Origin of the sequence: Micromonospora humi, from assembly GCF_900090105.1 — a bacterium.
In the GTDB taxonomy this organism is placed as follows: Bacteria; Actinomycetota; Actinomycetes; order Mycobacteriales; family Micromonosporaceae; genus Micromonospora; species Micromonospora humi.
In genome coordinates this window covers 418,635-441,171 of sequence record NZ_FMDM01000004.1, presented here as the reverse complement: position 1 = coordinate 441,171, position 22,537 = coordinate 418,635, and the positions used below count along the sequence as shown (strand labels likewise).

The following is a 22,537-nucleotide window of genomic DNA, read 5'->3' as shown; positions in this document are numbered from 1 at the left end:
TCACCGAACAGGCAGGCAGATGCGATCACCCGACCCCTCCCGCCGCCGTTTCCTCACGCTCACCGCCTCGGCGGCCTCGCTCACCGCCCTCGGCCTCCCGGCCGGCGCCGCCGCCGCGTCCCCGGCCGCGCGCCCCGCCCGACCCACTCACGAGCCCGATTTCGGCCCGAACGTCTTCGTCTACGACCCGAGCACGCCGGTCGCGGAGATCCAGTCCACGCTGGACCGGATCTTCACCGCCCAGGAGCACAACGAGATGGGCCTCGACCGGTACGCCGTGCTGTTCAAGCCCGGCCGCTACGAGGTGGACGCCCGGCTCGGCTACTACACCACCGTCGCCGGCCTCGGCGCGCACCCGGACGACGTGGAGATCCACGGCGCGGTCCGGGTGGTCGGCCAGCCCGACCCGAACTCGCCGGCCGGCATCTCCGCGCTGACCAACTTCTGGCGCTCGGCCGAGAACCTCGCCGTCACCCCCACCGACTGGTCGAACCAGTGGGCCGTCTCCCAGGCGTCGCCGATGCGCCGGGTGCACGTCAAGGGCGTCCTCTGGCTGGAGCCCGGCAACGGCGGCTACTCCAGCGGCGGTTTCATCGCCGACTCCAAGGTGGACGGCATCACCATCAACGGCTCCCAGCAGCAGTGGCTCACCCGGGACAGCGAACTCGGCGGCGACTGGACCAACGGGGTGTGGAACCAGGTCTTCTCCGGCGTGATCGGCGCACCCGCGCAGGGCTTCCCCGACCCGCCGTACACCACGCTGCCGACCAGCCCGGTGGTTCGGGAGAAGCCGTACCTCTTCGTCGACGCCGCGGGCCGCTGGCGGGTCGCGGTGCCCCGACTGCGCCGCGACACCGCGGGCACCACCTGGGCCGCCGGCGGCGCACCCACGCCCTCGCTGCCGCTGACCGACTTCTTCGTCGCCCGCCCCACCGACTCGGCGAAGCGGATCAACGCCGAACTCGCCCGGGGCCGGCACCTGCTGCTCACCCCCGGCGTCTACCGCCTCGACCGGGCGCTGCGGGTCCGCCGGCCGAACACCGTGGTGCTCGGCCTCGGCATGCCCAGCCTCGCGCCGGTCACCGGCGACGCGGCGCTGCGGATCGAGGACGTCGACGGGGTACGGATCGCCGGCGTGCTCGTCGACGCCGGACCGGTCGAGTCCGAGGTGCTGGTCGAGGTCGGCGCGCGGCACTGCCACCGGCCGCACGCCGGCAACCCGATCTCCCTCCAGGACGTCTTCTTCCGCATCGGCGGCCCGTACGCCGGACGCGCCGTCACCAGCCTGGTGATCAACAGCCGGCACACGCTGATCGACAACATCTGGGCCTGGCGGGGCGACCACGGCAACCCGGGCACCATCGGCTGGACCGTCAACACCGCCGCCACCGGCGTGGTGGTCAACGGCGACGACGTGACCGCGTACGGGCTCTTCGTCGAGCATTACCAGCGCTGGCAGACGATCTGGAACGGCGAGCGCGGCCGGACCGTGTTCTACCAGAGCGAGCTGCCCTACGACCCGCCCAGCCAGGCCGCCTGGCGCAGCCCGACCGGCGACGGCTGGGCCTCCTACAAGGTGGCCCCGCACGTCCGCACGCACGAGGCGTGGGGGCTGGGCGTCTACGCCTACTTCAACCAGGGCGTGGACATCCGCTGCGACCGGGCGATCGAGGCGCCGCGCCGGGCCGGGGTGCGGTTCCACGACGCGATCACCGTGTTCCTCGACGGCAGCGGCGGGATCGAGCGCACGATCAACGAGGTCGGCACCCCGGTCGTCGGCTCCTACGGCACCAGCCCGGTGGTCAGCTACCCCTGACCGGCGCGGGCGGCCCGGCCGGCGCCACGCCGGCCGGGCCGCACCCGCTCAGGCCGCGAGCTGGTCGACCCGGGAGAGCACCTGGTCGACCAGGCCGTACTCGCGGGCCTCCTCGGCGGTGAACCAGCGGTCCCGGTCCCAGTCGCGCTGGATCTCCTCCAGCGTGTGCCCGCTGTGCTCGGCGATCAGCTCCTGCATGGTGCGCTTCACGTGCAGCATGTTCTCGGCCTGGATGGTGATGTCGGCGGCGGTGCCGCCCATCCCGCCGGACGGCTGATGCATCATGATCCGCGCGTGTGGCAGCGCGAACCGCTTGCCCGCGGCGCCGGCGCAGAGCAGGAACTGGCCCATCGAGCCGGCCATGCCGAGCGCCAGCGTCGCCACGTCGTTGCGGACGTACCGCATGGTGTCGTAGACGGCCATGCCGGCGCTCACCGAGCCGCCCGGCGAGTTGATGTAGAGAAAGATGTCCCGCTCCGCGTCCTCGGCGGCGAGCAGCAGGATCTGCGCGCAGATCTGGTTGGCCGACTCGTCGGTGACCTCGGTGCCGAGGAAGATGATCCGCTCCTTGAGCAGCCGTTCGAAGACGCGGTCCCCGAAGACCGGCTGCCCCTCGTCCCGCATCCAGACGCTGCCCATGACCGCCCACCTCCGTAGCGCCGGTGGGCGGGGGACCGCCCGGCGAGCCGGCGGTCTCCAGCGTCCGCCGGGCACCGGCCCGCAGCCCAGGCTTTCTGCCCCGGGCAGATCCGCCCTCGGCAGAAGCCGGGTCGAGGCCGTTCCGGCCATGGCCGCGCCCGGCCCCGCGCAGCATCCGGGCGGTGCGGCCCGGTCGGGCCGGGGGTGTCACCGCGCCGTCCGGCGTCCGTCCGGCCCGACCCGGAGCGCTACGCCGCGACCGGGCGCCGTCGGGCCGCCCGGGCCCGTCGCCGGGCCAGCGCCGGTGAGGTACGCGGACGCGGTCGCGCGGCCGGCGTCGGGATCAGCCAGATCCGGGTGCCGGTGCCGAACAGCTCCGGCGCGCCGTGGCCGACCGGCGAGGGGAACGGGTCCGTCGGGCGCAGCGTGCCCCCGAACAGCGGCGTCGGCCCGACCGGACGGGTGGCCTGCGGTGGTGCCGAGGTGATCGGACGACTGAGATGCGGGGCGTTCCGGCCGGCCGGGCGGCGGGTGGCGTGCAACCGGGGCGGACCGACCCGGAGCTGTGGGCCGCTGCGGGCGGCGGGCACCCGGTCGAGCCGGGCCAGCGGAACCGAGGAGCCGACCGGCGTGGGCCGCTCCCGGCGCAGCTCGTCGCGCGCCTCCTCGAGCAGGTCGGCGAGGTGGATGCCGAGCGCCCGGCAGATCGCGGCCAGCACCTCGGAGGAGGCCTCCTTGCGGCCGCGCTCGACCTCGGAGAGATAGGGCAGGGAGACGCCGGCCGCCAGCGCCACCTCGCGCAACGTGCGGCCCTGACGCAGGCGGATCCGCCGCAGCACCCCACCGATCACCCGTCGCAGCAACGACATGCCGGCCTCCTCGCGGTCGCCGTTCGCCGACGCTACCCATCATGCCCCGTCCCGGCGGCGGGGACCGGCCCGGTCGGCCCCCGTGGTACCGACCGGGCCGGTGTCGGTCAACGCCAGACGACCGCTCGGCCGTGAAATCTCGGCGCGAGGTAGTTCGCCTGGCCGACGACCAGACCGGCGTCGTTGACGTTGATCGCGACGCTGTCGACCGCCCCGTCCGGCAGCGGCAGCAGTTGCGAGCCGGCCGTCGGCGTGGGCCAGATCATCGCCCGGCCGCCGGTGCCGTCGGTGCCGATCACGAGACCCGAGTCGTTCACCGCCTGAGCCGTCGGGGAGGCCGAGCCGGTGGCCAACCGGCGCATCGCCGAACCGTCCCAGAAGAAGGCGGCGAACTGACCCTCCGCGGTCCAGCTCGTGCCGACCACCTGACCGAGGTCGTTGATGCCGTTCGCGGTGCTGTTGGGCCCGCCGAGCGTGCCGAGCGACCGGAGGACCCCGTCGCGCCAGACGAACGCCTGCTGCACGAACGGGGGATCGGTCCAGTCCTTGAAGCCGTAGGTGCCGGCGACCGTGCCGGCCTCGTTGACCGCGACGGCGCTCGCCCCCGGCGGCGCGTCGATGGTGATCTCGGTGTTCCCGGTCCGGACGAACGCCCGCCGCCCGGAGAAACTGTCGGTGACGTGGTAGGTGCCCACCACCCGGTCCCCGGCCGTGTCGGACGCGACCGAGAAGATGCCACCGGTCAGCCCGAGATCCTGGATCTTCCCGTTCACCCAGGCCACGGCGTGGGCGCTGCCGTCCGCGGCCTGGGCGAAGCCGACGATGCGACCGCGCTCGTCGATCGCCTCGGCCTGACTGTTGAGGCCGCCGAGCGTGCCCAGGTCCTCGATCCGACCGTCCACCCAGCGCACCGCGTGCCAGTAGCCGCTGGCCAGCTCCGCCGCTCCGACCACCACCCCGGCCGAGTTGACGTCGTACGCGGTGCTGCCCGGGCCGTCCAGCCCCGGCAGCACGACGGCCGCCCGGTCGGCCGTCGGCATCGGTGCCGGCGTGGTGGGAGCCGGGGTGCCGGTCGGTGACGCGGTCGGCGTCGGGCGCACGGTGGGTGTCGGGGAGACGGTCGGCGTCGGGCGCACGGTGGGCGACGGGGACAGCGTCGGTCGCACCGTGGGTGTCGGCGAGGCGGTCGGGCGCGGGGAGACGGTCGGCGACGGGGCGACCGTGGGTTTCGGCCGAGTGGGCCGGGTCGTCTCCGGCGGGCGGTCCCCGGGCCGGCCCGCCACCGCGGGCGGTGCTCCCGACAGGGCCATCCCGAGGACCACGGCCAGCGTGGTCAGTGCCGCACGTGTACGCATCCGACTCCCCCTCGTCACGATCGGTGGGTTCTGAGTCTCGCCCGGCGGGGCGTCGACGGATGTGACGAGATCCTTACCGCTGGTGGCATGCGGGCCGGTCTCCGGCCCGGCCGGCCGGCTCGTGGCGTACCCGCTATCTTGAGGGCGTGCAGGCGACGGTGGCGGAGCGGGACCGACGGTGATCCATTTTCCCGCGCAACGGCGTGGGCCGTTGAGCGCGCTGAGTCTGCGCCTGCTCGCCGCCCTGGGCCTGGTTCTCGCCACCGTCTTCGTGGTGTGGCTCGACCGCGACGGCTACCGCGACACCAACGGGGACGGGCTCACCCTCCTCGACTGCTTCTACTACGTGGTGGTCTCGCTCTCCACCACCGGCTACGGCGACATCGCCCCGGCCAGCCCCTCGGCTCGCCTGGTCAACGTCCTGTTCGTCACCCCCGCCCGGGTGCTCTTCCTGATCATCCTGGTCGGCACCACCCTGGAAGTCCTGACCGAGCAGTACCGGACCGGCCGTCGCCTGTCGCGGTGGAGGAGAACCGTGAAGGACCACGTCATCATCTGCGGCTACGGCACCAAGGGCCGCAGCGCGGTCTCCGCGCTGCTGGAGAACGGCGCCGACAAGGCCAGGATCGTGGTGGTCGAGCGGAGCGCGGCGGCGCTGCGCCAGGCCACCTCGAACGGGCTGGTGACGATCGAGGGCTCGGCGACCCGCTCCTCCGTGCTGGAGGAGGCGCACGTCCGCACCGCCAAGGCGGTCATCATCGCGACCGACAGCGACGACGCGTCGGTGCTGGTGGCGTTGACCGTCCGGCAGCTCACCGCCGGCCAGGTCAGGATCATCGCGGCGGTCCGGGAGGCGGAGAACGCGCCGCTGCTCAAGCAGAGCGGGGCGCACCACGTGATCGTCTCGTCGGCGACCGCCGGCCGGCTGCTCGGCCTCTCCACCTCGGCCCCGCCGCTGATCGACGTGGTGGAGGACCTGCTCACCCCGGGGCAGGGCATGGCGCTGGCGATGCGCTCGGCCGAGCGCAGCGAGGTGGGTCGGTCGCCGCGTGAGCTGGACTCGCTGGTCATCGCGTTGGTCCGCCGGGGCAAGGTGATCACGTTGAGTGACCGGGCGGGCTCGGTGATCGAGACCGGTGACATGCTGGTCCACGTCCGCGACGACCGGCCGCAGGCGACCAGCGCGGTCTGACCCCGTGGTGACGCCCCGCTGAAGGGGCCCTCGGCCTGTCTCGCGGTCAGCAGGCGTCGGGGCTCTCCGCCACCGCCGCCTCGGCGCACGGCGTCGCGCAGCCCTGGCTGGCCCGCCGCAGCAGGTCGTAGAGCTGGTCCCGCTCGCCGGGCGCCAGCGCGCCGAGCACGTCGTCCTCGGCGTCGGCGAGCGCGCACTCCGCCTCGCCCAGCCGCTTCGTGCCCGCCGCGGTCAGGCTCACCACATGCCGGCGGCGGTCCTCGGGGGAGCGGCGCCGCTCGACCAGACCGGCCGCCTCCAGGTCGTTGAGCAGCCCGACCACGTTGGTGCCGTCGATCTGGAGCGTGCCGGCCAGCCCCTGCTGGCTGATGCCGTCCGAGTCGCGTAGCACGGTGAGCGCCACCAGGTGCCGGGGCCGGAGCCCGAGCGGCGTCAGCGCCGACTCCGAGCGCAGCAGCATCCGCCGGGCCAGGTGTTGGAGCAGTGGCCCGGAGCGGCGCTCCGACTCGGCGGGCCCGGCTGACATGTGACCCAGTCTACGCGGACCGCGGAACATCGCCCTGCTATAAATAGTTGGTGCTACACGAACTATCTATGGAGGGGTAAGAAATGGCGCACCTGTTGCACATCGACTCGAGCATCACCGGCGAGCGGTCGGTCAGCCGGCGGCTCACCGCCCGCGCGGTAGCGGCCTGGCGTGCCGCCCACCCGGATGGCACGGTCACCTACCGTGATCTCGGCCAGGACCCGCTGCCGCACCTCGACACCGCCGGCGGCCTCGCCCGGATGGTCCCGCCCGACCAGCACACCCCGGAGCAGAGCGCGTCCTGGCGGCTGACCGAGGAACTGGTCGCCGAGGTGGCGCAGGCCGACACCGTCGTGCTCGGGCTCCCGCTCTACAACTACGGGGCGCCGAGCAGTGTCAAGACCTGGGTGGACCACCTGATCGCGCCCGGCCTCGCGTTCGACCCGGCCACCGGGGCCGGGCTGCTCGGCGGTCGCGAGTTCGTGGTGCTGGGCAGCCGGGGCGGCGGCTACGGCGAGGGCACCCCGCGCGCCGGCTGGGACCACTCCGAGCCCTGGCTGCCGCACGGCCTGTCGCGCACCGGCCTGGAGCCGCGCTTCATCTCGGCCGAGCTGACCCTGGCCCCGGTCAACCCGGCGATGGCCGAGCTGATCCCGCTGCACGAGGCGAGCCTGGCGGCGGCCGAGCGGGCCATCGACGAGCTGTGGACCCCCGTGGCCGCCGGGGTCTGAGACGACAGCGGGCGGGCCGTTCCGACACGGAACGGCCCGCCCTGGCGTACGCGGATCAGGGGTCGGTCAGAGGATGGTCCAGGTGTCGCCGCCGCCGAGCAGCGCGGAGAGCTGCTGCTCCGGGGTCTGGTCGACGCCGGCCCGCGCCGCGGCGACCTGCTCCTGCACCACCGTGTCGTAGGCCGGGCGCTCCACCGCGCGGAACACCCCGAGGGGGGTGTTGCGCAGGTCGAGCCCGGGCAGCCGGGACAGCGCGAACGCGTACGCCGGATCGGCGACCGTCGCGTCGTGCACGACGATCTCCTCCGCCGGGGTGGCCGCGGTCTCGCGGACCTCGAGCCCGAAGCCGCCCGGCGGGTGGACGACGCAGAACTGCCCGTCCGAGCCGAACGTGATCGGCTGCCCGTGCTCCAGCCGGATCAGGAAGTCGTCCCGGGTGGCCGGCTCCTTCAACGGCTCGAACGCGCCGTCGTTGAAGATGTTGCAGTTCTGGTAGATCTCCACGAACGCGGAGCCCTTGTGCTCGGCGGCGGCCCGCAGCACCGACTGGAGGTGCTTGCGGTCCGAGTCGAGCGTCCGGGCCACGAACGTGGCCTCGGCGCCGAGCGCCAGCGACAGCGGGTTGAACGGGGCGTCCGCCGAGCCGGCCGGCGTCGACTTGGTGATCTTGCCGACCTCGGACGTGGGCGAGTACTGCCCCTTGGTCAGCCCGTAGATCCGGTTGTTGAAGAGCAGGATCTTCAGGTTGACGTTGCGGCGCAGCGCGTGGATCAGGTGGTTGCCGCCGATGGACAGCGCGTCGCCGTCACCGGTGACCACCCACACCGACAGGTCCGGCCGGGACACCGCCAGGCCGGTGGCGATCGCCGGCGCCCGGCCGTGGATCGAGTGCATGCCGTACGTGTTCATGTAGTACGGGAAGCGGGACGAACAGCCGATGCCCGAGATGAAGACGGTGTTCTCCCGGGCGATGTTCAGCTCCGGCATGAAGCCCTGCACGGCCGCCAGGATGGCGTAGTCGCCGCAGCCGGGGCACCAGCGCACCTCCTGGTCGGACTTGAAGTCCTTGGCGGTGAGCTTCAGGGCGACGGGCTCAGACATTCTTCAGGACCTCTTCCAGCATCGTCTCCAGCTCGGCGGCGGTGAACGGCAGGCCGCGGACCTGGTTGTAGCCGATCGCGTCGACCAGGTACCGCGCCCGGATCACGTGGGCGAGCTGGCCGAGGTTCATCTCGGGGATGACCACCCGGTCGTAGGAGCGCAGCACCTCGCCGAGGTTGGCCGGCATCGGGGCCAGGTGACGCAGGTGCGCCTGGGCCACCGGGAGCCCGCGCTGGCGCAGCCCTCGGCAGGCGGCGCCGATCGGCCCGTACGTGGAGCCCCAGCCGAGCACCAGCACCCGGGCGTCGCCGTCCGGGTCCTCGACCTCGATGTCCGGCACCGGGATCGTCTCGATCCGGGCCGCCCGGGTGCGGACCATGAAGTCGTGGTTCGTCGGGTCGTACGAGATGTCGCCGGTCTTGTCGGCCTTCTCCAGGCCGCCGATCCGGTGCTCCAGCCCGGGGGTGCCGGGCACCGCCCACGGGCGGGCCAGGGTCTGCGGGTCGCGCAGGTAGGGCAGGAAGGTGGTGCCGTCCTCGCCGTTGGGCCGGGTGGCGAACTCGACCCGCAGGTCGGGTAGGGACTCCACGTCCGGCAGCAGCCACGGCTCGGAGCCGTTCGCCACGTAGTTGTCGGACAGCAGGATGACCGGCGTGCGGTAGGTCAGCGCGATCCGGGCCGCCTCCAGCGCGGCGTGGAAGCAGTCCGACGGCGACTTCGGCGCGACGACCGCGACCGGTGCCTCACCGTGCCGGCCGTACAGGGCCATGTTCAGGTCGGCCTGCTCGGTCTTCGTGGGCATGCCGGTCGACGGCCCGGCCCGCTGCACGTCGACGATGACCAGCGGCAGCTCCAGCGCCACCGCCAGGGAGATCGTCTCGCTCTTCAGCGCCACGCCGGGGCCGCTGGTGGTGGTCACGCCGAGTGAGCCGCCGTACGACGCGCCGAGCGCCGCGCCCACCGCGGCGATCTCGTCCTCGGCCTGCATGGTGACCACGCCGAGCTTCTTGTGCTTGCTCAGCTCGTGCAGGATGTCCGATGCCGGGGTGATCGGGTACGCGCCGAGGAACACCGGCAGCCCGGAGCGGACGCCGGCGGCCACCAGGCCCAGCGACAGCGCCGCGTTGCCGGTGATGTTGCGGTAGGTGCCGGGCAGCATCTTGGCCGGCTTGACCTCGTAGCGTACCGAGAAGTCCTCGGTGGTCTCGCCGAAGTTCCAGCCGGCCCGGAACGCGGCCACGTTCGCCGCCACCAGCTCCGGCCGGGCCGCGAACTTGCGCTCCAGGAACCGCAGCGTCGACTCGTAGGGGCGGGAGTACATCCAGCTCAGCAGCCCGAGCGCGAACATGTTCTTGGCCCGCTCGGCATCCTTCTTGGACACCTCGTGCGCGGCCAGGGCACCGACCGTCATCGAGGTGAGCGCGACCGGGTGCACCGCGTAGCCGGCGAGCGAGTCGTCGTCCAGCGGGCTGCCGGCATAGCCCACCTTGGCCAGGTTGCGCCGGGTGAACTCGTCGGTGTTGACGATGATGTCCGCGCCGCGCGGCAGGTCGGCCAGGTTGGCCTTGAGCGCGGCCGGGTTCATCGCCACCAGCACGTTCGGGGCGTCGCCGGGCGTCAGGATGTCGTAGTCGGCGAAGTGCACCTGGAAGCTCGACACGCCCGGCAACGTGCCGGCGGGCGCCCGGATCTCGGCCGGGAAGTTGGGCAGCGTGGAGATGTCGTTGCCCAACTGCGCCGTCTCCGAGGTGAACCGGTCGCCGGTGAGCTGCATGCCGTCACCGGAGTCGCCGGCGAACCGGATGACCACCCGGTCCAGCTGACGGATCTGCTTGGTCACTCCCGCACCTCGCTTCGCTGAGCGCCGTCACCCCCGCCGGCACGGCCCGCTCCGTTTCTCACGTCAGAGCCTACGTCGGCCGGTTAGGGCCGCCTTGGTGGAGGTCCGACGGGTGAGACGCGATTCGGCCGGTGTATGCCCCGCTTTGCGGGGTTTAGTGCCGCACCCCGTAATCCAGGTCACCACATTTAGGGGGTGGTCAGCCGTCCGCCGTCGGCCCCGTCACGGTGATGTCGCTGCGGCGCCGCAGCGACCGGGTGGCCAACGCCAGCGCGAACACCACGAGCAGTCCCGACATGATGATCAAGGCGATCGCGATGCGCCGCGTCGACGAGTCGTCGTCGCCGGACCGGCCGGACGAGGCCAGCACGCCCTGCGACCCGGTGGGCGTGGGCGCCCCGGCCTCCGGGGTGGACTGCGCCGCCGCCGCGCGGATCCGGAAGCTCATCTGGACCTGTCGTTGGTGCCCGCTGCGCGGATCCAACCGCCCGATCACCGCGCCGGCGAGCGGGGCCATGCGCTGGGCCTCCGCCGACGCGGTCACCGGCAGCCGCAGGGTCGCGGTCCGGCCGGCCGGCAGCGTGCCGATCTCGCACCGGGTCCGGTCGGGAGCCGCCGGGGCGCACCCGTCGCCGCTCACCGTCACCCCGGCGGGCAGGAGAACCTCCACCCGGCCGGTCGCGTCGACCTCGCCGGTGTTGCCCAGCCGTACCGTGAGCGTGCTCGGCGCGCCGCTGATGTCGAAGAGGACCTCGTCGGCGCGCAGCGAGATACCGGGCACCGGCGGGCCGGGCGGGAAGAGCACCGCGAAGCCCTCGTCGTCGTACGCCGCGCCGTCGACCCCGGGCGCGACGGCGGTGACCTGGACCGACCCGCTCAGCGGCATGGTCCGCCAGGCGTCCCCGGCGACCCGGACCCGGATGGTGGCGCTGAACCGCGCGCCCGGCGCGGCGATCCACCCGCCGCAGCGGTGGTTGCCGCTGCCGGCGGCGACGCAGCCGGGCGTGCCGGCGTCGGCCAGGCCGGGCGGCAGCGTGTAGCCGAGGCTGACCTGCTCCTCCCGCGCGCCGGTGTTGGTCACCGTGACCCGCAGCGTGGTCACCGTGCTGTCGGCGTTCCAGTAGTCCGGCGTCAGCACCACGTCGTCCGTGCTGACCTGCACGCCCAACGGTCCGCCGGCCGGCTGGGTGCGCGGCGGCGGTGGGGGCTGCACGGGCGGCAGGATCGGCGGCGGCGCCGGCGCGGTGGTGGTCGGCGCGGTGGTGGTCGGCGCCGGGGGGACCGTGGTGGGTGGCGGCGGGGGCGCCGCGGTGGTGGTGGCCGGCGCCGGTGGGGTGGTGGGCGGCGGGGCCTCCTCCGTCGGCGGCGCGGTGGTCGGCGCCGGCGCGGTGGTCGTCGCGTCGCCGGTGGGCGTCGGCTCGGTCGGGTCGCCGCCGGGATCGCCGCCCGGGTCGCCGGGAGCGGCCGGCTCGGCCAGCCGCACCACCCCGGCCGGGGCGGCCGGGGCCGCCGTGGCCCAGCCCGGTGCCACCGCGACGACGGCTGCGGCCGCGGCGATCAGCGCGGGCGCGAACAGCGCGAGGGTACGGCGGAGCGCGACCCGCGGTGCGGGCCGGACGCGTGGGCGGGTCATCTGTCCTCCGGGGGACGTGGCAACGAGCTCTCATTATTCGGGGACCGTTGCCATCCGGCACTAGTCCCGCCAGGAAACGAATTCGTAACGTGTCCGAGACGTCTCGACGGGACCGGTACGCTCCGGTCGTGACCGGATATCTCGGCTCGTACGCCACGCTCGGTCTGCTGCTGCTCGCCGCCGTGCTCTTCTTTGTCACGGCGTTCTCGGCGAACCGGGTGTTACGTCCCGCCCGTCCGGCCGAGCCGTGGGGCAAGCGGTCCTCGTACGAGTGCGGGCTCGACCCGGTCGGCGGCGACTGGGCCCAGATGCAGATCCGCTACTACGTCTACGCCTACCTCTACGTCCTGTTCGCGGTGGAGGCGGTCTTCCTCTTCCCGTGGGCGCTGGTCTTCGACCGGCCCGGGTTCGGCACGACCACGGTGGTGGAGATGGGCGTCTTCGTGGCGATCGTCGCGCTGGGCATCCTCTACGCCTGGCGGCGTGGCGTCCTGCGCTGGACGTGAAGCCTAGGCGAGGCCCCGCCGGGTCGCCACCGGCGGTCGGTCACCCCGGATCGACGCCACCATGTCGAGCACGCGCCGGGTCTCGCGGACCTGGTGGGCGCGGAACACCCGGGCGCCGAGCCAGGCCGACACCGCGGTGGCGGCCAGCGTCCCCTCCAGCCGTTCCGGCACCGGCAGGTCCAGCGTCTCGCCGATGAAGTCCTTGTTCGACAGCGCCACCAGCAGCGGCCAGCCGGTGTCGGTCAGCTCGGCCAGCCGCCGGGTGATCTCCAGCGAGTGCCGGGTGTTCTTGCCGAAGTCGTGCGCCGGGTCGATCAGGATGCCGTCCCGCCGTACCCCCAGCCCGACCGCCCGTTCCGCCAGCCCGGTGACCGTGCCGAGCACGTCGTCCACCACGTCGTCGAAGGCCGCCCGGTGCGGCCGGGTCCGCGGCGCCAGCCCGCCGGCGTGCGAGCAGACCAGCCCGGCGCCGGCCGCCGCGGCGACCCGGGCCAGCGCCGGATCCGCCCCCGACCAGGTGTCGTTGAGCAGGTCCGCGCCGGCCGCGACCGCCTCCACCGCCACCTCGGCCCGCCAGGTGTCGATCGAGACGACCACGTCGGGAAAGGCGGACCGGACCGCGGCGATCGTGTCCACCGTCCGGCGGATCTCCTCGGCCACGTCCACCTCGTCGCCCGGACCGGCCTTCACCCCGCCGATGTCGACGATCTCCGCGCCCTCGGCGACCGCCCGCTCGACCGCGCGCAATGCGCTGTCCTGCGCGAACGTGGCGCCCCGATCGAAGAACGAGTCCGGCGTGCGGTTCACGATCGCCATCACCACCAGCTCGTCCGGGGCGAAGGTCCGCCCACCGAGCCGCAACGCCCCGCCCATGCCCGTCTCCTCGTCGCCGCGCCCCGCATCGGCCGGGCGCCATCACCGACCCGCTGCCGTGCCGGCCGGCCGCTCGGGCCGCACCGCGTCCGGCCCGCCGCCCGCGCGGGCCGCGCCGGACCTGCCGGGACGTCCTGGCCGGCGGCCGTACCGACGCTATCCCGTCGCCGACCGTCCCGCGCCTGCGCGCCTGCCGCCCGTGGGACGCTCCGAGATCTTGGTACGAAACGGACCCTCCGGGGGCGGATCGCAGTCTGGCGGAACTGTCTCGGCCGACGCCACGGGCGTGTCGCGCCGGAAAGGAGACATCGCTGTTGAGCGGTATACCTCTCGGTCATAATTATGACGCTGAGGTATACCGCATTTTCTCGCGTTCCTTCTGCCGCCGGACGCGGAGAGTGAGCGGGCGCCGTGGCAGGGCAATCGAGCTGCATCGATGTGGCCCGCGACGGCGAAGTGGAGGGGGTGCCGCCCGGCGCGGGGGCGCGTTGTTTCCGGACCGGAGGCCGTGGAGGGCTCGCCCGAACCCGGCCCGCATGCCACGATCTCTGCATGGGTCAGGTTCTGCTCCTCTTGGTCGTCGCGCTGACCGTCGCGGCAGTGGTGTTCGGAGTGACCGTGCTGGTTTCTGGGCGTGACCCGGGCCTGGTTCCGGCCGAGCCGGACGGGCGGTCCGTGCCCCTGCCGGGCGCCCGCCCGCTCGACGAGTCGGACGTGACCGGCGTCCGGTTCGACACCGCGCTGCGCGGCTACCGGATGGCCCAGGTCGACGCCGCGCTCCGGCGCGCCGCCTACGACATCGGCTACAAGTCCGAGCTGATCGGCGTCCTGGAGGCCGAGAACGCCGCGCTGCGGGAGGGGCGGACCGAGGAGGCCGACGCGCTGCGCCGGGCGCGCGAGGAGGCCGCCACGGCCATCCCCGAAGCCGACCAGTCGACCGCCGACCCGGTGACCATCGACCTGTCGGCGCCCGGGCCGTCGGCCGGCGCCCACCACACGGGTGCCGGGGCGGCCGACGAGCGCCCGGCCACCGTGTCCGGCACGGGCGCAGGGGCCGCCGAAGCCGGTGTGGCGGAAGCGCCGGCCGCCGCCGGGGTGGAGGACACCATCTTCCCGACGGGCGCGAGCGGCGCCGGCCCGGTGGGTGCGACCGGTTCCGCGACGGTCGAGGGTGAGCGGGAGCGCGGCCCGGTGGGTGCGACCGGTTCCGCGACGGTCGAGGGTGAGCGGGAGCGCGGTGCGGGGGACGGCAGCGGTTCCCCGGCCGTCGAGAGCGACCGGGAACGCGGGCCGGCGGTCCGCTCGGAGTCGGCGTGACCGGCGCGGAGGGTTCCGCGGGCTTCGCCGAGGCGGCCCAGCCCGGCGCCGCCGAGGTCACCGCCACGGTGATCGTCGAGGCGCCGGCCGAGCGGGTGTTCGCCGCGCTGACCGCGTGGGAACGGCAGTCCGACTGGATCCCGTTCACCACGGTCCGGGTGGTCGAGGGCGACGGCGGCGAGGGAAGCCTGATCGAGGCGGTCACCGCGCTCGGCCCGGCCGCGCTGCGCGACGAGATGCGCGTGGTCCGGGTCGACGCGCCGTACGAGGTCGGGGTGGTGCACTGCGGCCGGCTGCTGCGCGGTCCGGGCGTGCTGCGCTGCACCCCGATGGACCGCGACCGCACCCAGGTGGTCTGGCACGAGTGGTTCCACCTGCCCGGCGGGGCGGCCGGCCGGGTGGCCTGGCCGGTGCTCTGGCCCGGTTCCAAGTTCAGCCTCACCCAGGCGTTGAAGCGGTTCGCCCGGCTGGTCGAACAGGGCCGCCTGCCCTGAGCCGAGCGCCGGGCTGGGCCGAGCGCCGGGCCGGGCGGCGCGCCCGGCCTGTCGGTGCCCTGACCTACCGTGTACGACGTGACTGACCTGGTGACCGGCGCCGACGGGCTGCCCCGCTGCGCCTGGGGAGCGAGCACCCCCGACTACGCCGCCTACCACGACGAGGAGTGGGGCCGGCCGCTGCGCGGCGACGACGCGCTCTACGAGCGGCTGACCCTGGAGGCGTTCCAGTCCGGCCTGTCCTGGCTGACCATCCTGCGCAAGCGGCAGGCGTTCCGGCTCGCCTTCGACGGGTTCCGGATCGAGACGGTGGCCGGCTACGGCGAGGCCGAGGTGGCCCGGCTGCTGGCCGACGTGGGGATCGTGCGCAACCGGGCCAAGATCGAGGCGGCCGTCGCCAACGCCCGGGCCGCGCGGGAGTTGCCCGAGGGGCTCTCCGCGCTGCTCTGGTCGTTCGCACCCCCGCCCCGGCCGGCGCGTCCCCGCTCGTTCGCCGAGGTGCCGGCGCTCACCGGAGAATCGACCGCGATGGCCAAGGCGCTCAAGAAGCGGGGCTTCCGCTTCGTCGGCCCCACCACGGCGTACGCGCTGATGCAGGCCACCGGCATGGTGGACGACCACCTCGCCGACTGCCACGTGAACGGTGACCGGGCCGAGCGGTGACGCGGCGGCGTGATGGGATTGGGGCATGACCGACACCGAGCCCCGGACGAGCGGGGCGACCGACGGTGACACCACGCCGGGCGCCTGGACGGTGCTGCTGCCCGACGAGCGCTACCAGGCCGAGCGGCTGGTGCACCACGACGTGCTGGAGCTGACCGGGCTGCCGGCGGCGGCCCGCCCCCGCCCCGGTGACCGGGTGGCGGTGCTGATCGGGGAGCCGCTGCGGCTGGTGGCGCTCGGCCGGGTCGCCCGGGCCGGCACCGGGGGCCGGGAGGATCCGGACGACCCGCAGTCCGACGCGACGGCCGGGGCGCTCGTGGTGACGTACACCCGACGGGCGCTCGACGAGCCGGTGCCGGTCGACGGCCCGGCCCCCGACGGGCCGGTGGCCGCGCTCGACCCGGCCCGGTGGCGGGCGCTGGCCGACCGGCTCGGGCCGCCGCCGGCGCGCCGCACCTGGCTGGTCAGCCTCGACCTGCCGATCGAGGCGGCCTCGCGGGCCGAGGCGGTGCGGATCTTCTGGTCCTACGTGCAGGAGCTGGGCCCGCGCGAGCTGCCGGCGTTCGTCTCGCCCTCCGGCGACGAGCTGGCCATGCAGGCGTTCGTGCTCGGCGTCGAAGCCAACCAGGACCCGGAGGAGGACGACTGACCGCGCCCCTCAGCGGCCCTCGAAGGCCGGCTTCTGCTTGTTGACGAACGCGATGGTCGCCGCCTTGTGGTCGCTGGTGGCCCCGCAGATCGCCTGGGCCTGCGCCTCGGCGGCCAGCGCGTCGGCGAGCGTGCCGGCGTCGGCGATGGAGAGCTGGCGCTTGATCGCCCCGTAGGCGACGGTCGGGCCGGCGGCGAGCCGGGCGGCCAGCTCCTGCGCGGTCGGGAGCACCTGCTCGTCGTCGTCCACCAGCCGGGTGAGCAGGCCCAGTCGGCAGGCGTCCTCGGCGCCGACCGGCTCGGCGAGCATGAGCAGCTCGACCGCCTTGGCGTGGCCGACCAGGCGGGGCAGCGTCCAGGAGGCGCCGGTGTCGGCGGCGAGCCCCACGCCGGCGAACGCCATCAGGAACCGGGTCTTCGGGCCGCCGATGCGGAAGTCGGCCAGGAACGCCAGCGACGCGCCGGCGCCGGCGGCCATGCCGCGCACCGCGGCGACCACCGGCTTGGGCAGGTTGGCCAGCCGGGCGGCGATCGGGTTGTAGTGCGCCCGCACGGTGTCGAGCGGCTTGGCGTCGCCCGACTCCAGCGTCCGCACGTGCTCCCGCAGGTCCTGCCCGGCGCTGAACGCGCCGCCCGCGCCGGCCAGCACGACCGCCCGGCAGGAGCGGTCGGTCTCCAGCTCGGCCAGGACGTCCCGGAGCGCCTCCTTGAGCGCCACGTCGAGCGAGTTCATCGCCGTCGGACGGTTCAGCGTCAGGGTGACGACGGCGTCGGTGCGGTCGACGAGCAGCGGCTCGGTCACGTTTCTAACGACCCTTCTGTCGGGCGAGGCGGTTGCTGGCGTCGAGACACTGCTCGACGTACCGGTCGGCGGCCGGCCGGAGCCGGGCCGCGTGGCGGTCGAAGAACGCGGCCGCGCTGGTGCCCGGCCAGCGCTCGGGGAGCAGCGCCGGGGGCAGCTGCGGGTCCCGGAAGAGGAAGGTACGCCACGCGTGCACGAGCCGGAACCGGGCCGCGTACGCCTCCTCGTCGCTGCTGCGGACCGTGACGCCGGAGAGCAACGGCTTCTGCTCGGCGACGAAGCGTTCGTACGCCCGGCCGATCTCGGTCAGGTCCCAGGCCCGGCGGACCACGCCCATCGCGCCGGGGGTGCCGGCGGCGTGCGCGGCGGTGAACCGCTCGTAGGGCACGCCCGCCTCGGCGAGCAGCAGGTCGACGTCCTCACCCGGGCGGGTGGCCACCCAGGTGCAGTCGTCGAGGGTGCCGTAGCCGAGGAAGGTGAGGTTGGCGGCGAGCCGCTGCCGGTCCCGCCGGGCGGCGGGGGCCGCGAGGACGAGAAGATCGAACCGTCCGTCCCAACTGTGCCGACCGGTCCGGTAGATCCGGGAGGCCGCCTCGTCGAGTCGACGCCCCGCTTTCGGGGTGATCGAATATCCCGGTCCGGAGGCGAGCCGGAGGGGGTCCAGCCAGCCCTGGCGGACCATCCGGGAGACCGCGGTGCGTACCGCCGGTGGGGCGATCCCGAGTGGCGCCAGCAGCTTGACCAGCGCGGCGACCGGTGCGCGGCCACCCCTGGCGCGGAGGTGGTCGCCGTACAGGTCGAAGAGTGCCGACCGTGCCTGCATGACCGCACATTGTGACAGGCCTATCCAAGATAAGCTAGATGCTGTTACATCAATGCTGCTTCGGTTTGGGTCCGGCGGTGTTCATCAGGGAAAATCGTCAGTCGACGCCTCCGCGACGTTTGCGGGCGGCGATGGCGAAGTGGCTGTGGGGCAACCCACCGACCCTGGCGTAGGTCTGAGGGGAGACAACATGGCGGCGATGAAGCCGCGGACGGGCGACGGTCCGCTGGAGGTCACCAAGGAGGGTCGGGGCATCGTCATGCGGGTCCCGCTGGAGGGTGGTGGCCGGCTCGTCGTCGAGATGACTCCCGACGAGGCCACCGCGCTGGGTGACGCGCTGAAGGCGGCCGCCGGCTGATTCGAGGAGCGGCCCGCGTGGTTTTCCGCCGCGCGGGCGGTTCGTCCTACCCTGAGCCACCGGCCTGGCCGGTGGCTCAGGGCCTTCATCGGCCGGCAAGCGGCAATGTGTCCCGCTCAGAGCGTTTTCGGAGGTACGGTCCAGCGTGCTGGCCATTCGTCTGGTGAGCGGGTCCACCCGGCCCGACACCCTCGTCCTTCCCGTGCGTCCCGTGGGGCTGGACGCCCCGCCCGAGCTGGCGCCGACCGCGTACCGGCCGGGTGACGGCCTTCGGGCCGAGGCGGCGTCGTTGCTGCCTGCCGCCCGCCTCACCGGCGCCCCCGGCGAGGTACGCGAGCACCTGCGACCCGACGGCGAGCCGGCCCGCCTCTGGCTGCTCGGCGTCGGCGACGGCGACGAGTCGGCCTGGCGCTCCGCGGGTGCCGCGCTGGCCCGCGCCGCCGCCGGTGAGACGCAGATCACGATCGCGATTTCCGACGGGGTCGCGGCGCTGCGCGGCCTGGTCGAGGGGCTGCTGCTCGGCTCCTACCGTTTCCGCCTCACCGAGACCGGTCCCCGGCCTGCCCTGGCCCGGGTGGACGTGCTGGTGGCCGATCCGGAAGCGCTGGCCGGCACGCTGGCCGAAGCCCGGACCACCGCCGAGATGACCCGGCTGGCCCGCGACCTCACCAACACCCCGTCCTCGACCAAGCACCCGGAGTGGTTCGCCGACCAGGTCGCCGCGGCCGCGTCCGGCCGGACCGACCTGCACCTGCGCGTGCGTGGACCACGGGAGCTGGCGGCCGAGGGCTTCGGCGGGATCCTGGCCGTCGGGGGCGGCTCCGCCCGCGGGCCGCGCCTGGTCGAGCTGGACTGGCGGCCGGCCGGCGCCCGTACCCACGTGGTGCTGGTCGGCAAGGGCATCACGTTCGACACCGGCGGCATCTCGATCAAGCCGGTGCCGGCCATGAAGCTGATGCGCAAGGACATGGCCGGCGCCGCCGCCGTGGTCGCCGCGACGCTGGGCGCCGCCGCGCTGCGCCTGCCGGTCCGGGTCACCACGTTGGCCCCGCTGGCCGAGAACATGGTCAGCGGCTCCGCCTTCCGCCCCGGCGACGTCATCCGGCACTACGGCGGGCTGACCAGCGAGAGCACCAACTCCGACGCCGAGGGGCGGTTGGTGCTCGCCGACGCGATGGCGTACGCCGTCCGCGAGCTGACGCCCGACCTGCTGGTCGACCTGGCCACCCTGACCGGGGCGAACGCGGTGGCCCTGGGCAAGCGGCACGCGGCGCTCTACAGCGAGAACGACGACCTGGCGGCCGGCCTGCTGGCCGGGATCGGCGCGGCCGGCGAGCGGGCCTGGCGGATGCCGCTCGCCGACGACTACCTGGAATACCTCGCCAGCGACATCGCCGACCTGCACAGCTCCCCGGCCCGGGGCGCCGGCTCGGTGGTGGCCGCGCTCTTCCTCCGCGAGTTCACCGGCGAGCTGCGGGACCGCTGGGCGCACCTGGACATGTCCGCCCCCTCGTGGTCCGACGACGTGCACGGCGAGCTGGTCAAGGGCGCCACCGGATGGGGCGTACGCGGGTTGCTGCGCTGGCTGGCGACGCTGGGCTGACCGGCCCGGCTCAGCTCTTCACGGCGGCGAGCAGGCCGTGGCCGACCGGCAGCAGCGCGGGCACCCAGTGCTCCGACTCGCGGATCGCCTTGATCGTCTCGCGGACGGTGACCGTCTCCACGTCCCGCGCGGCCGGGTCGCCGATCCGGCCGGCGGCCAGCGCGCCGTTGAGCGCGAGCACCCCGCCGGGGCGCAGCAGCCGCAGCGCGGCGTCCACGTACGCCGCGAAGCCGGTCGCCGCCGCGTCCGCGAAGACCAGGTCGTAGACGCCGTCCGCGAGGCGTGGCAGCACGTCGAGGGCCCGGCCGGTGATGATCCGGGTACGCCCCGACGGGAAGCCCGCCTCCTGGAACAGCCGCCGGGCCAGGCGCTGGTATTCGACCTCCACGTCGATCGTGGTGAGCACGCCGTCGGGGCGCATGCCGCGCATCAGCCAGACGCCGCTGACCCCGGTGCCGGTGCCGATCTCGACCACCGCCCGGGCGTTGCCGGCGGCGGCGAGCAGCCGCAGCGCGGCGCCGGCGCCCGGCGTCACCGCCTCCACGCCCACCTCGTGGGCGAGCGCACGGGCCGTGCGCAGCACGATGTCCTCGGTGACGTACGACTCGGCGAACTGCAGCGCCTGGGCCGTCGAACTGCCGTGACCGGCGACCATGGCGATGGGACACCTCCGGGGCGGGTCTGGTGCGAAGGGTCGGTTGGCACTGTGAGCGTAGAGGCGACCCGGTAGCGGCGCAGCCGCGAGTCGCCCGCCGGACGATCACCGGCGGCAACCCCTGACTCCACCCGGGTCATCCGTGCAATCCTGGATGTGTCCCGCGCGCCACGGTCGTCCGGCTCCGCCGGCGCCCGGCGCGGGGCGTGCGGGACGAAAGTGGGAGGCACGGACGTGACCGACGGCTGGGACTGGCGCCGGCCCGGCGGAGCCGGGGCACCCGTGGGAGGGCCGGCCCCCGGGCAGCCGCCGCAGGGTGCCGGGGGTGCGACGACGTCGCCCTGGTGGACCGACGCGCTGGCCGACCCCTGGCGGGATCCGTACGCGCCCGCGGCCGTGGTGGTGCCGGCCGCCGCGCCGGACGGGTCCGCCGACCCGGAGCCGGTCACCGACCCGGACCTGCCGACCCGGCCGGGCCTGCGTCAGGTGGTGCTCGTCTCACTGATCACCGCGCTGCTGGCCGGCTCGCTCGGCAGCGCGCTGACCTACGCGGTCCTGCGCGGCGGGGACGTGCCGACGCTGGGCGCCCAGGCCGGTCAGGCTCCGGCGCTCGCCCAGCGCAAGCCCGAGTCGCTGGCCGGGGTGGCCGAGCGGGTGCTGCCCAGCGTGGTGACCATCCGGGTGGCGAGTCTCGGCGGCACCAGCGAGGGCTCCGGCTTCGTGGTGAGCGCCGAGGGGCACATCGTCACCAACGACCACGTGGTCGCGGACGGCCCGGGCAGGGCCACGGTCCTGTTCAACGACGGCAGCACCGCGGCCGGCACGGTGGTCGGGCAGGACCCGGAGTCGGACATCGCGGTCATCAAGGTGAGCCGCAGCGGGCTGACCCCGGTGCAGTTCGGCGACTCGGACGCGCTCGCGGTGGGTGACCCGGTGCTGGCCATGGGCTCACCGCTGTCGCTGACCAACACCGTCACCGCCGGCATCGTCAGCGCACTCGACCGCACCATGCAGGCGGGGGAGCCGGGCGGGCCGACCCGCTACTACGCGGCCATCCAGACCGACGCGGCGGTCAACCACGGCAACTCCGGCGGCCCGCTGGTGGACGGCGGCGGCCGGGTGGTCGGGGTGAACTCGACCATCAAGTCGCTGGTGGCCGACGGGCAGGAGGCGGGGAACATCGGCTTGGCCTTCGCCATCCCGATCAACCAGGCCAAGCGGGTCACCGAGGAGATCATCGGCACCGGCAAGGCCCGGCGTACGGTGATCGGCGCCTCGGTGGGCGGCACCGGCGCCACCGGCGGCGGGGTCCGCCTCAACGCGGTCGAGCCGGCCGGCCCGGCGGCGGCGGCCGGGATGCGCACGGGCGACGTGGTGCTCCGGCTGGACGGCCATCCGATGACCGACCCGACCGACCTGGTGGCGCTGGTGCGCAAGTACGCGCCGGGTTCGGTGGTGACGGTGGAGTACCGGCGCGGGTCGGCCCGGCAGAACACTTCGGTGACGCTCGCCGCGGACGCGAAGTGAGGTCCGGTCACCCCCTCCCCGATGGTCCCCGCACGTGCGTAGGCTTGCGCTGACACGGACGAGGAGGCCGGAGTGTTCGAGAACCTGAACTGGTGGGAGATCGGCGTCCTGCTGCTCCTGGCGTTGTTGATCTTCGGGGACCGGCTGCCCAACGTGATCAACGACGGCCTCCGGATGGTCCGCAACCTGCGGAACATGGCGCGGAACGCCACCGGGGACCTGAGCCGCGAGCTGGGCACGGACATCCAGCTGGAGGATCTGCACCCCAAGGCGTTCATTCGCAAGCACCTGCTCAGCGAGGACGACGAACAGGCGATCCGCAAGCCGCTGCAGAGCATGTACGACAACCTGCGCTCCGACGTCACCGGCGTGCACGACGAGCTGAAAGACGTGGCCAAGGCGGCCGACCTGCGTAACGGCGCCTCCCGGCCGGCGGTGGCCACCCCGATGGCCCCGACCACGCCGGCGCCCCGCCCCTCCTACGACGACGCGACCTGAGCCCGTCGGGGCCGGATGCGGACCGCCCCTCCCCGATGGGACCGGGAAGGGGCGGCGGGGGAGCGGTG

General features: G+C 74.0%; 23 protein-coding genes. 12 read left to right on the top strand and 11 right to left on the bottom strand.

Annotated features, from left to right (window positions below):
• The first annotated feature begins 19 nt into the window (after positions 1–19).
• The gene (locus GA0070213_RS10415) at positions 20–1,816 is read left to right on the top strand and encodes an adenylyl cyclase (protein WP_091061361.1); all 1,797 of its coding nucleotides are present in this window, start codon (positions 20–22) and stop codon (positions 1,814–1,816) included.
• A 48-nt stretch (positions 1,817–1,864) separates the two neighbouring features.
• Here the strand turns inward: GA0070213_RS10415 and GA0070213_RS10410 are convergent, their stop codons facing one another.
• The 3 genes from GA0070213_RS10410 to GA0070213_RS10400 form a co-directional block, all read right to left on the bottom strand.
• Positions 1,865–2,455, bottom strand: coding sequence for a ClpP family protease (locus GA0070213_RS10410; RefSeq protein WP_091061359.1), 591 nt, complete (start codon positions 2,453–2,455; stop codon positions 1,865–1,867).
• 248 nt (positions 2,456–2,703) lie between these two features.
• A complete protein-coding gene (locus GA0070213_RS10405; RefSeq protein WP_091061357.1) occupies positions 2,704–3,324 on the bottom strand; it encodes a helix-turn-helix domain-containing protein in 621 nt (206 codons plus the stop codon).
• A 107-nt stretch (positions 3,325–3,431) separates the two neighbouring features.
• Positions 3,432–4,679 carry a hypothetical protein gene (locus GA0070213_RS10400; RefSeq protein WP_139128652.1) on the bottom strand — a complete coding sequence of 416 codons (1,248 nt, stop codon included), beginning with the start codon at positions 4,677–4,679 and terminating at the stop codon, positions 3,432–3,434.
• A 178-nt stretch (positions 4,680–4,857) separates the two neighbouring features.
• Between GA0070213_RS10400 and GA0070213_RS10390 the strand changes: the two genes are divergently transcribed.
• The gene (locus GA0070213_RS10390) at positions 4,858–5,871 is read left to right on the top strand and encodes a potassium channel family protein (protein ID WP_091061352.1); all 1,014 of its coding nucleotides are present in this window, start codon (positions 4,858–4,860) and stop codon (positions 5,869–5,871) included.
• Between the two features lie 46 nt (positions 5,872–5,917).
• On the opposite strand, the gene GA0070213_RS10385 is transcribed toward GA0070213_RS10390, so the two are convergent.
• Entirely contained in the window at positions 5,918–6,397 is a 480-nt protein-coding gene (locus tag GA0070213_RS10385) for a MarR family winged helix-turn-helix transcriptional regulator (RefSeq protein WP_175441282.1), read from the bottom strand.
• An 83-nt stretch (positions 6,398–6,480) separates the two neighbouring features.
• On the opposite strand from GA0070213_RS10385, the gene GA0070213_RS10380 reads away from it, so the two are divergent.
• Positions 6,481–7,128 carry an FMN-dependent NADH-azoreductase gene (locus GA0070213_RS10380; protein ID WP_091061348.1) on the top strand — a complete coding sequence of 216 codons (648 nt, stop codon included), beginning with the start codon at positions 6,481–6,483 and terminating at the stop codon, positions 7,126–7,128.
• Between the two features lie 66 nt (positions 7,129–7,194).
• Here the strand turns inward: GA0070213_RS10380 and GA0070213_RS10375 are convergent, their stop codons facing one another.
• The 3 genes from GA0070213_RS10375 to GA0070213_RS10365 all read right to left on the bottom strand — a co-directional run bounded on the left by GA0070213_RS10375 (position 7,195) and on the right by GA0070213_RS10365 (position 11,702).
• A complete protein-coding gene (locus GA0070213_RS10375) occupies positions 7,195–8,229 on the bottom strand; it encodes a 2-oxoacid:ferredoxin oxidoreductase subunit beta (protein WP_091061346.1) in 1,035 nt (344 codons plus the stop codon).
• On the bottom strand, positions 8,222–10,069 hold the full coding sequence (locus GA0070213_RS10370; RefSeq protein WP_091061345.1) for a 2-oxoacid:acceptor oxidoreductase subunit alpha: 1,848 nt from the start codon (positions 10,067–10,069) through the stop codon (positions 8,222–8,224). The genes GA0070213_RS10375 and GA0070213_RS10370 overlap by 8 nt, the downstream gene beginning before the upstream one ends.
• Before the next feature lie 199 nt (positions 10,070–10,268).
• Positions 10,269–11,702 (bottom strand): hypothetical protein, encoded by a 1,434-nt coding sequence (locus GA0070213_RS10365; RefSeq protein WP_091061343.1) that lies wholly within the window; start codon positions 11,700–11,702, stop codon positions 10,269–10,271.
• 128 nt (positions 11,703–11,830) lie between these two features.
• On the opposite strand from GA0070213_RS10365, the gene GA0070213_RS10360 reads away from it, so the two are divergent.
• Complete coding sequence (locus tag GA0070213_RS10360) at positions 11,831–12,208, top strand: NADH-quinone oxidoreductase subunit A (RefSeq protein WP_091061341.1); 378 nt, start codon at positions 11,831–11,833, stop codon at positions 12,206–12,208.
• Between the two features lie 3 nt (positions 12,209–12,211).
• Here the strand turns inward: GA0070213_RS10360 and folP are convergent, their stop codons facing one another.
• Complete coding sequence (folP, locus tag GA0070213_RS10355) at positions 12,212–13,081, bottom strand: dihydropteroate synthase (protein ID WP_091061340.1); 870 nt, start codon at positions 13,079–13,081, stop codon at positions 12,212–12,214.
• Between the two features lie 552 nt (positions 13,082–13,633).
• Here folP and GA0070213_RS10350 point away from each other — a divergent pair.
• The 4 genes from GA0070213_RS10350 to GA0070213_RS10335 all read left to right on the top strand — a co-directional run bounded on the left by GA0070213_RS10350 (position 13,634) and on the right by GA0070213_RS10335 (position 16,204).
• A complete protein-coding gene (locus tag GA0070213_RS10350) occupies positions 13,634–14,398 on the top strand; it encodes a DivIVA domain-containing protein (protein ID WP_091061337.1) in 765 nt (254 codons plus the stop codon).
• Positions 14,395–14,892 (top strand): SRPBCC family protein, encoded by a 498-nt coding sequence (locus GA0070213_RS10345; RefSeq protein ID WP_091061336.1) that lies wholly within the window; start codon positions 14,395–14,397, stop codon positions 14,890–14,892. Before GA0070213_RS10350 ends, GA0070213_RS10345 begins: the two co-directional genes overlap by 4 nt.
• A gap of 78 nt (positions 14,893–14,970) precedes the next feature.
• Entirely contained in the window at positions 14,971–15,555 is a 585-nt protein-coding gene (locus GA0070213_RS10340) for a DNA-3-methyladenine glycosylase I (protein WP_091061524.1), read from the top strand.
• 25 nt (positions 15,556–15,580) lie between these two features.
• On the top strand, positions 15,581–16,204 hold the full coding sequence (locus GA0070213_RS10335) for a hypothetical protein (RefSeq protein ID WP_091061334.1): 624 nt from the start codon (positions 15,581–15,583) through the stop codon (positions 16,202–16,204).
• Between the two features lie 9 nt (positions 16,205–16,213).
• Here GA0070213_RS10335 and GA0070213_RS10330 read toward each other — a convergent pair whose 3' ends face one another.
• Both GA0070213_RS10330 and GA0070213_RS10325 read right to left on the bottom strand, forming a co-directional pair.
• Positions 16,214–17,005 carry an enoyl-CoA hydratase-related protein gene (locus GA0070213_RS10330; protein ID WP_091061332.1) on the bottom strand — a complete coding sequence of 264 codons (792 nt, stop codon included), beginning with the start codon at positions 17,003–17,005 and terminating at the stop codon, positions 16,214–16,216.
• Between the two features lie 4 nt (positions 17,006–17,009).
• Positions 17,010–17,828: a PaaX family transcriptional regulator gene (locus GA0070213_RS10325; RefSeq protein ID WP_091061330.1), complete on the bottom strand. Its 819-nt coding sequence runs from the start codon at positions 17,826–17,828 to the stop codon at positions 17,010–17,012.
• A gap of 190 nt (positions 17,829–18,018) precedes the next feature.
• On the opposite strand from GA0070213_RS10325, the gene GA0070213_RS10320 reads away from it, so the two are divergent.
• Both GA0070213_RS10320 and GA0070213_RS10315 read left to right on the top strand, forming a co-directional pair.
• Positions 18,019–18,186, top strand: a complete 168-nt coding sequence (locus GA0070213_RS10320) for a DUF3117 domain-containing protein (protein ID WP_013283866.1) — start codon at positions 18,019–18,021, stop codon at positions 18,184–18,186.
• 145 nt (positions 18,187–18,331) lie between these two features.
• A complete protein-coding gene (locus tag GA0070213_RS10315) occupies positions 18,332–19,789 on the top strand; it encodes a leucyl aminopeptidase family protein (RefSeq protein ID WP_091061327.1) in 1,458 nt (485 codons plus the stop codon).
• A 10-nt stretch (positions 19,790–19,799) separates the two neighbouring features.
• Here GA0070213_RS10315 and GA0070213_RS10310 read toward each other — a convergent pair whose 3' ends face one another.
• Positions 19,800–20,444, bottom strand: a complete 645-nt coding sequence (locus GA0070213_RS10310; RefSeq protein WP_175441281.1) for an O-methyltransferase — start codon at positions 20,442–20,444, stop codon at positions 19,800–19,802.
• 219 nt (positions 20,445–20,663) lie between these two features.
• Here GA0070213_RS10310 and GA0070213_RS10305 point away from each other — a divergent pair, with 219 nt between their 5' ends.
• Entirely contained in the window at positions 20,664–21,971 is a 1,308-nt protein-coding gene (locus GA0070213_RS10305; protein WP_175441280.1) for a S1C family serine protease, read from the top strand.
• Positions 21,972–22,043: 72 nt separating this feature from the next.
• Positions 22,044–22,469, top strand: coding sequence for a twin-arginine translocase TatA/TatE family subunit (locus tag GA0070213_RS10300; protein WP_091061323.1), 426 nt, complete (start codon positions 22,044–22,046; stop codon positions 22,467–22,469).
• The last annotated feature ends 68 nt before the right edge of the window (positions 22,470–22,537 follow it).